This window comes from Accumulibacter sp. (assembly GCF_032229525.1).
Classification (GTDB): Bacteria; Pseudomonadota; Gammaproteobacteria; order Burkholderiales; family Rhodocyclaceae; genus Accumulibacter.
This window is the reverse complement of sequence record NZ_JAVTWB010000208.1, coordinates 27,422-34,121: the sequence shown is the minus strand read 5'-3', so window position 1 is coordinate 34,121 and position 6,700 is coordinate 27,422. Positions and strand designations below refer to the sequence as shown.

Annotated in this window: 4 protein-coding genes and 1 tRNA gene; 2 read left to right on the top strand and 3 right to left on the bottom strand. The window is 63.2% G+C overall.

What is annotated here, in order from left to right:
- Positions 1–2,958, top strand: a 2,958-nt coding sequence (locus tag RUW20_RS16845; protein ID WP_313953383.1) for an EAL domain-containing protein, incomplete at its 5' end; no start/stop codon positions are given.
- 70 nt (positions 2,959–3,028) lie between these two features.
- On the opposite strand, the gene RUW20_RS16840 is transcribed toward RUW20_RS16845, so the two are convergent.
- Together RUW20_RS16840 and RUW20_RS16835 are read right to left on the bottom strand one after the other, a co-directional pair.
- Complete coding sequence (locus tag RUW20_RS16840) at positions 3,029–3,664, bottom strand: trimeric intracellular cation channel family protein (RefSeq protein WP_313953382.1); 636 nt, start codon at positions 3,662–3,664, stop codon at positions 3,029–3,031.
- Between the two features lie 127 nt (positions 3,665–3,791).
- Positions 3,792–3,865 (bottom strand) — tRNA-Thr (locus RUW20_RS16835).
- Positions 3,866–4,055: 190 nt separating this feature from the next.
- Between RUW20_RS16835 and RUW20_RS16830 the strand changes: the two genes are divergently transcribed.
- The gene (locus RUW20_RS16830; protein WP_313953381.1) at positions 4,056–5,849 is read left to right on the top strand and encodes a diguanylate cyclase; all 1,794 of its coding nucleotides are present in this window, start codon (positions 4,056–4,058) and stop codon (positions 5,847–5,849) included.
- 32 nt (positions 5,850–5,881) lie between these two features.
- Here RUW20_RS16830 and tcdA read toward each other — a convergent pair whose 3' ends face one another.
- Positions 5,882–6,685: a tRNA cyclic N6-threonylcarbamoyladenosine(37) synthase TcdA gene (gene tcdA, locus RUW20_RS16825; protein WP_313953380.1), complete on the bottom strand. Its 804-nt coding sequence runs from the start codon at positions 6,683–6,685 to the stop codon at positions 5,882–5,884.
- Positions 6,686–6,700: the final 15 nt, after the last annotated feature.

The window sequence follows — 6,700 nt, the reverse complement described above, 5'->3', positions numbered from 1 at the left end:
CTGGGACGCGTCCTGGCGGGCGCCGTCGACCGTTTCCGACGCGATTTCGCGCGCCGGGGACGGCTTATTCGCGTGCTCTACGCCGAACGCAGCCACTTCGACATCGATCTCACGCTTCGCCATTTCACCGAGCACGCGCCGCTATTCCGGATCGATGTAGTCGCCGACGGCGAGGAGGTGCTCAGACGCCTGCCGCTGGGCGCCGACGAAGCCCAGGAATATGACCTGTTGATGCTCGATTACCAGCTATCGGCGCTGAATGCGCTGGAAGTCGCCAAGACGGTGCGCGATCAGCGTGGGCTCGACCTGCCGATCGTTCTGGTCACCGGACACGGTAGTGAGGACGCAGTCGCCGCCGCCTTGCGGCTTGGCCTCGAAGATTATGTGGTCAAGAAGAGCGGCTACATAGAGAGGCTTCCGGCAATCCTGGAAAACGCGCTCAGGCATGCACAGCTGCGGCGTGAGCAGTTGCGCCTGCGCCAGAGCACGACGCGTTTGACGTATCTGCTGTCGGCCAGTCCAACCATTCTCTACGCACTAGGGGTGGATGGCGAAGCACTGCTGCCGACCTGGGTCAGTGACAATGTCTCTCGGGTGCTGGGCTACACGCCTGCCGAGTGCCTGGCGCCGGAGTGGTGGGTCGCGCACCTGCACGCCGACGATCGGGCGCGCGTGCTCAGCGTGCAGACTGCGCTGCTGCGAGAGGGAGAGCTGACGCACGAGTACCGCTTCCACGACGCCATGGGGGCGGTCCGCTGGCTGCGCGACGACCTGCGCTTGATCCGCGACGAGAGCGGCAAAGCGGTCGAAGTGATCGGCAGCTGGAACGATCTGACCAGCGAGCGTGAGTCTACCGAACGCCAACGGCTGCACGCCGCGGCTCTGGAAAGCACTCGCGATGGGGTGATCATCACCGACCTGACCGGCGCCATCATCAGCGTCAACGCGGCGTTCTGCGAGATTACCGGTTATCCGGCGTCGGAAGTACTCGGCAAGAACCCGCGTCTGCTGCACTCCGGACGCCACGATCGCGCCTTCTACCAGGCGATGTGGGCCAGCCTGCTGCAGACCGGTCATTGGCAGGGCGAAGTGTGGAACCGCCGCGCGGATGGGGAGATCTACCCGCAGTGGGCGGCACTGAGCGTCGTCAAGGATGAGGCGGGCGACCCGTCCCACTACGTATCGGTGTTCACCGACCTCACCAAGCTCAAGCGCAGCGAACAAGAAGTCGACCGTTTGGCCCATTACGATCCGTTGACCACGCTGCCCAATCGCCTGCTGTTGCGCTCGCTGTTGCAGCACGGGCTGGAGCGCGCCCAGAGAGCGAGCAGCACGGCGGCAGTGTTGATCATCAATCTGGACCACTTCAAGAGCGTCAACGAAAGCCTGGGTCACACGCTCGGCGATGAATTGTTGCTGGGTGTTGCCGCTCGCCTGGGGGCCCGCTTGCGCCAGGAGGATGGCTTCGGACGCCTGGCAGCCGACGAGTTCGCCGTCGTCCTGGAAGGCGAACAGGCTGCCGATAATGCAGAACATACCGCCCGCGACCTGCTGGCCGCACTCGCCGCGCCCTTTGTGCTGACCGACGGACACGAAGCCTATGTGCGTGCCAGCGTCGGTGTCAGCGTCTTTCCGCAAGACGGGGCGACGGCCAACGACATGCTGCGTAGCGCCACCGCAGCGACGCATCGCGCCAAGGATCGCGGCGGCAATCAGTGCGCCCTGTATACCGGCGATCTCGGTCAGGGTGCGCTCGAGCGACTGGAGATGGAAAATGCGCTGCGACGGGTATTGAGCCAGGAAGAGCTGCGGCTGCATTACCAGCCAAAGGTCGACCTGGCCACTGGCCAGATCGTCGGCGCCGAAGCGCTGTTGCGCTGGCAGCGACCCGAAGTCGGTCTGGTGCCGCCGGACAGCTTCATTCCGCTGGCCGAAAGAAGTGGCCTGATCGTGCCCATCGGTGCCTGGGTGATCGACGAGGCCTGTCGCCAGATCCGCGCCTGGATCGACGCCGGGCTGCCTGCCGTCAAGGTGGCGGTGAACGTCTCGGCACGCCAGTTCGCCAGCGGCGATCTTGAGTCGGTTCTCTCCGCCGCCTTCGACCGCCACGCCGTCGAGCCCAAAATGCTCGCACTCGAAATGACCGAGAGCATGCTGATGGCCGCCCCGGACCAAGCCATCGAACGACTCCTTTGTCTGCGCGCCATCGGTGTCGGCCTTTCCCTCGATGACTTCGGCACCGGCTATTCCAGCCTCAGCTACCTGAGTCGCTTCCCGGTCGATGAACTCAAGATCGACCGCTCTTTCGTCAACGACATCGTCACCGACCCCAAAGCTGCCAACATCGCCACGTCGGTGATCGCCCTGGCGCACCGCATGCAACTGAGGGTAGTTGCCGAAGGCGTCGAAACCGACGCGCAACTGGGTTATCTGAGAAAGAACCGTTGCGACGAGATGCAGGGCTATCTGTTCAGCCGCCCGCTTCCGGCGGATGACTTCGCCTGTCTGATCAGTCAGGGCGAATCGCTGGCGATCAGCGACGCGCCGAGCGATCTGTGCACCCTGCTGGTCGTCGACGACGAGCCGAGCATCCTCTCGGCGATCCGCCGGGTGCTGCGTGGGCAGGGCTACCGCGTCCTGACGGCGGAGAGCGCGCAAGAGGGGCTGGTGTTATTGGCCAGCAACGATATCCAGGTGATCCTCTCCGACCAGCGTATGCCGCAGATGAGCGGTACGGAGTTCCTTGGCCGAGTGAAACTTCTGCATCCCGACACGGTGCGGCTGGTCATCTCCGGATACACGCAACTCGACTCGATCATCGATGCCGTCAATCAGGGCTCGATCTTCAAGTTTTTGACCAAGCCGTGGGAAGACCATCAATTGCGCGCACACCTCCGGGATGCCTTTGCTTACTACGAGGCGATTGTCAAGCCGCGAATCACCAGCAATCGAGATTGAGCGACGGGCTGAGGCATGATGATGGTGGGCTTGCCTCAGGGTGGGTCACAGGTCGGCGAGCTGCCGCCCGTCACTCCGTTTTCGGCCGGGTACTTAGCCAATCGGGGACGCACAGTCCCCAGTGGATGGCTGCCACACGAAAGATGAAGATGCTCATGACACAAGTGATTCCGGCGATCGACTGGTATTGCGGAAAGAGCACCATCGCGACGACGAAAAGCGTGCACCCGAACAACACCGGAACGGCGTAGAGCTCGCGGGTCATCAAGAGGTTCTGGCGTCCCGCCAGCACGTCTCGAATCAGGCCTCCGCCGATCGCGGTGATGATCCCGAGGAGAATGGGAGCGAGCGGCAAGCCGAACTGCAAAGTCCACACCTTGTTCGCCGCCTGGATGGCAAACAGGGCGACGGCAAGCCCATCGATGTACAGCAGCAGGCGGTACATCTCCTTCCGCGTGAATAAGGACTGCGCCGCAAAGGCCGCCACGCTCGCCCCGAGAGCGACCCAGATGTAGTTCAGATCGGTCGCCCAGAAGACCGGCACACCGAGGATGATGTCTCTCAGCGTGCCGCCACCGATCGCGGTGACGATACCCATGACGCAAACGCCAAACAGGTCGATTCCCTTGGGCGCCACGGCAAGGACGGCGGTGACTGCGAAAGCCGCCGTTCCCGCCATCCCGATCGTGTAGTTCAATGATTCCATGAGGGTTTCATGTCCCCCTGCGGTGCTCGCGTCGTCAAACAGCGCGCGGATCAGGCGTTGGCGGAGGCTGGCGGCAGATGAGACAAGAAAAGCCCTCGCGCAGAATGGCGGCGCCATTGGCGTCGACTGGTGCCCCCGGTCGGAATCGAACCAACACCTGATGATTACAAATCAACTGCACGACCTTCATGCTACGGGGGCAGACGCTGTGCGCCGAGGCCACGATTATAGCCGAAGCGCAGTGCTGCCGCAGCGGCCGCAATGGCAAGCAATGGCAGACATTTGGCGGGGGGTGCTGGCGAGCGATTAGCCGCCAGAGCATTGGCATTCTTCCGCAGCGTTGGAGCCACTGCTAGAATGCCTCGAATTTCTGTCTTGTCGGTGGGAAGCCATGCCAACTTTAACGAATCCGTCGGAGATCGCCCGCGAGGCCTTGCGCCTGCTGGCCAACAGGCGGATGTCCCCGTCGCCCGAGAACTACCGCGCGCTTTACCACGAGATTGCGGGCACGCCAGCCGATCTGGGGGCCGGTTTTCCGGAACGTGAACTGAAGGGTCTCCTGGCGTCTCTACCGAAAGAAACCGGTGTTCAGCAACGGCTGCTGAAGCGCCTGGAACAAGCGTTCAAGGGGACGAACTGGGATCAACTCAAAGCTGGCATCGCCGAGTTGTTCGCCCAGCTCAGCAGGGAACAAGGGCTCCCCTGGAGCGAGTTGTTCGGCGACTTCCTGCGCCAGTGGGAAAGCAAGCAGGCAGGCCTTACCCAGGCTCGCAAGCGCGAGGCGCTGGAGCGTGTGCTGGCTGGTGGCGCGGGGAACAGTGAGCTGCTTTTCGGGCGGCTGCAAGGGCTGGTCAAATCGTGGTCACTCAACGCACCCGGTGGCGATGACGTGCCCCTGGTGGACGTGCGCCCGGAGGCGGCGGCAGCAGGGCCTGGCGTTGTCGCCGCGGAGGCCGGGGCTGCAGCAAACGCAGTCGCAACAAGCGCGTTGTCGACCGAGCTACGCGAAATCTTCGCGTACACCCTGGAAGTCGTGCTGCCGACGCAGATCGCCGACGAGCCAGAGCTGACGGCCGATGCGAAAGCGCTGGCGCACAAGATCCGCACGGCCACCTCACGCTCTGCAGTCGAGGGGCTGGAGGCCGGGGTCAAGCGCTTTGCTTTCCGCCTCGAGTTGCTGGCCGAAGACCGCGCCGAGCTGCGCGCCGGGCTGCTCAGCTTGTTGCAGTTGCTGATCGAGAATGTCGGCGAGCTGGTCGTCGACGACCGCTGGCTGAGCGGACAGATCGAGATCGTCCGCGGCATTGTTTCCGGCCCGCTGAGCATCCGTTCCATTGGCGACGCCGAAAGCCGGCTCAAGGAAGTTATTTTCAAGCAGGCCCAGATCAAACACAGCCTGAGCGAAGCGAGGGAAAGCCTGAAGCAGATGCTGGCCGGCTTCGTCGATCACCTCGCCGAGTTCGCTGATTCGACTTCGGAGTATCACGACAAGATCGCCATCTGTGCGGACAGGATCAGCGACGCCGAGGATATTTCCCAACTCGAGGACGTACTCGCGGAAGTGATCCGCGAAACACGGATCATCCAGCTCAACGCCCAGCGGTCGCGTGACGAGTTACGCGCCGCCAAGCAGAGCGTCGAAGAAGCCGAGAAGCGCATCGGCGAACTGCAAGCGGAGCTCGACAAGGCGAGTACGCTGGTTCGCCACGACCAACTCACCGGCGTACTCAACCGCCGTGGCCTGGAGGAAGCGTTTGCCAAAGAGACCGCACGCGCACAGCGCCGCCAGTCGACGCTGTGCGTTGCTTTGCTCGACATCGACAATTTCAAGAAACTCAACGACTCGCTCGGGCACGCCGCGGGCGACGCGGCGTTGATCCACCTGACCACGGTGATCCGGGAAACCATGCGTCCACAGGATACGGTCGCCCGTTTCGGCGGTGAGGAATTCATCATCTTGTTGCCGGACACCCCGCTCGAAGACGCCCAGACGGCCCTGGTTCGCCTGCAGCGTGAGCTGACCCGGCGCATCTTCCTGCACGACAATACGCGCCAACTGATTACCTTCAGCGCCGGCCTTACCGAGCTTCGTGCCGATGACAGCCAGGCAGCGGTCAGCAAACGCGCCGATGACGCGATGTTTGCTGCCAAACAGGCTGGAAAGAACCGGGTCGTGATTGGCTGAAGCGAAGCTGCGCGGGCGGGCCGGGGTGCTTCTTAGCCGCAGGCCGCCTGCTCATTCGAGGATCGTCCGCCGGCCAGAGTTCTGAGCACTTCCCCGGCTGCCAGCAGGCCAAACACTGCCGTGACGCAAACCGATGATCCGAAGCCGGCACAGTTCAGGCCGTCCAACCGACTCGGCGCTGCGCAGATCGCGGCGCTGTCCGGGTAGCGTAGCGGTTCGCTCGAGAATACCGCCGGTATGCCGAATTTCTTCTTCGGCTCCCGGGTGAAGCCGTAGTCCTTGCGCAGCAGCGAGCGCACCTTGGCCAGCAGGGGATCCTGGATGCTGAGAGCCAGATCGCCGATCTGGATTCGCGTCGGGTCGATTTGGCCGCCAGCGCCACCGGCGGTGATCAGCGGTATCGCGCAACGGCTGGACCAGGCGATCATCGCCGCCTTGGTGCGCACCTGGTCGATGGCGTCGATGACATAATCGAATGGGCGGTCAAGGAGCGTGTCGACGTTGTCGGGGCTGACGAAATCCTCTATTTCCGTGACTGAACAGCTCGGGTTGATGGCGTGAATGCGTTGCGCCATGGCGCTGACCTTGGCCTTGCCGAACTCGCCATCGAGGGCGTGCACCTGGCGGTTGACGTTGGACTCGGCGATCATGTCCAGATCGATCAGGGTGATCCTGCCGATCGCCGAACGCGCCAGACCTTCGGCGGCCCAGGAGCCGACACCACCGATGCCGACGACGGCGACATGAGCCTGCTGAAAACGCCGCAGAGCAGCTGTGCCGTAGAGGCGCGCGATGCCGCCGAAGCGGCGCTCCAGATCGGGAGTGGTTTCACTCACGGGTTTTCAGCGGCT

Excerpts from the sequence above, each read along its gene's own strand:
- RUW20_RS16840 (WP_313953382.1), bottom strand. The coding sequence starts at position 3,664 with ATGGAATCATTGAACTACACGATCGGGATGGCGGGAACGGCGGCTTTC.
- RUW20_RS16830 (WP_313953381.1), top strand. The coding sequence starts at position 4,056 with ATGCCAACTTTAACGAATCCGTCGGAGATCGCCCGCGAGGCCTTGCGC.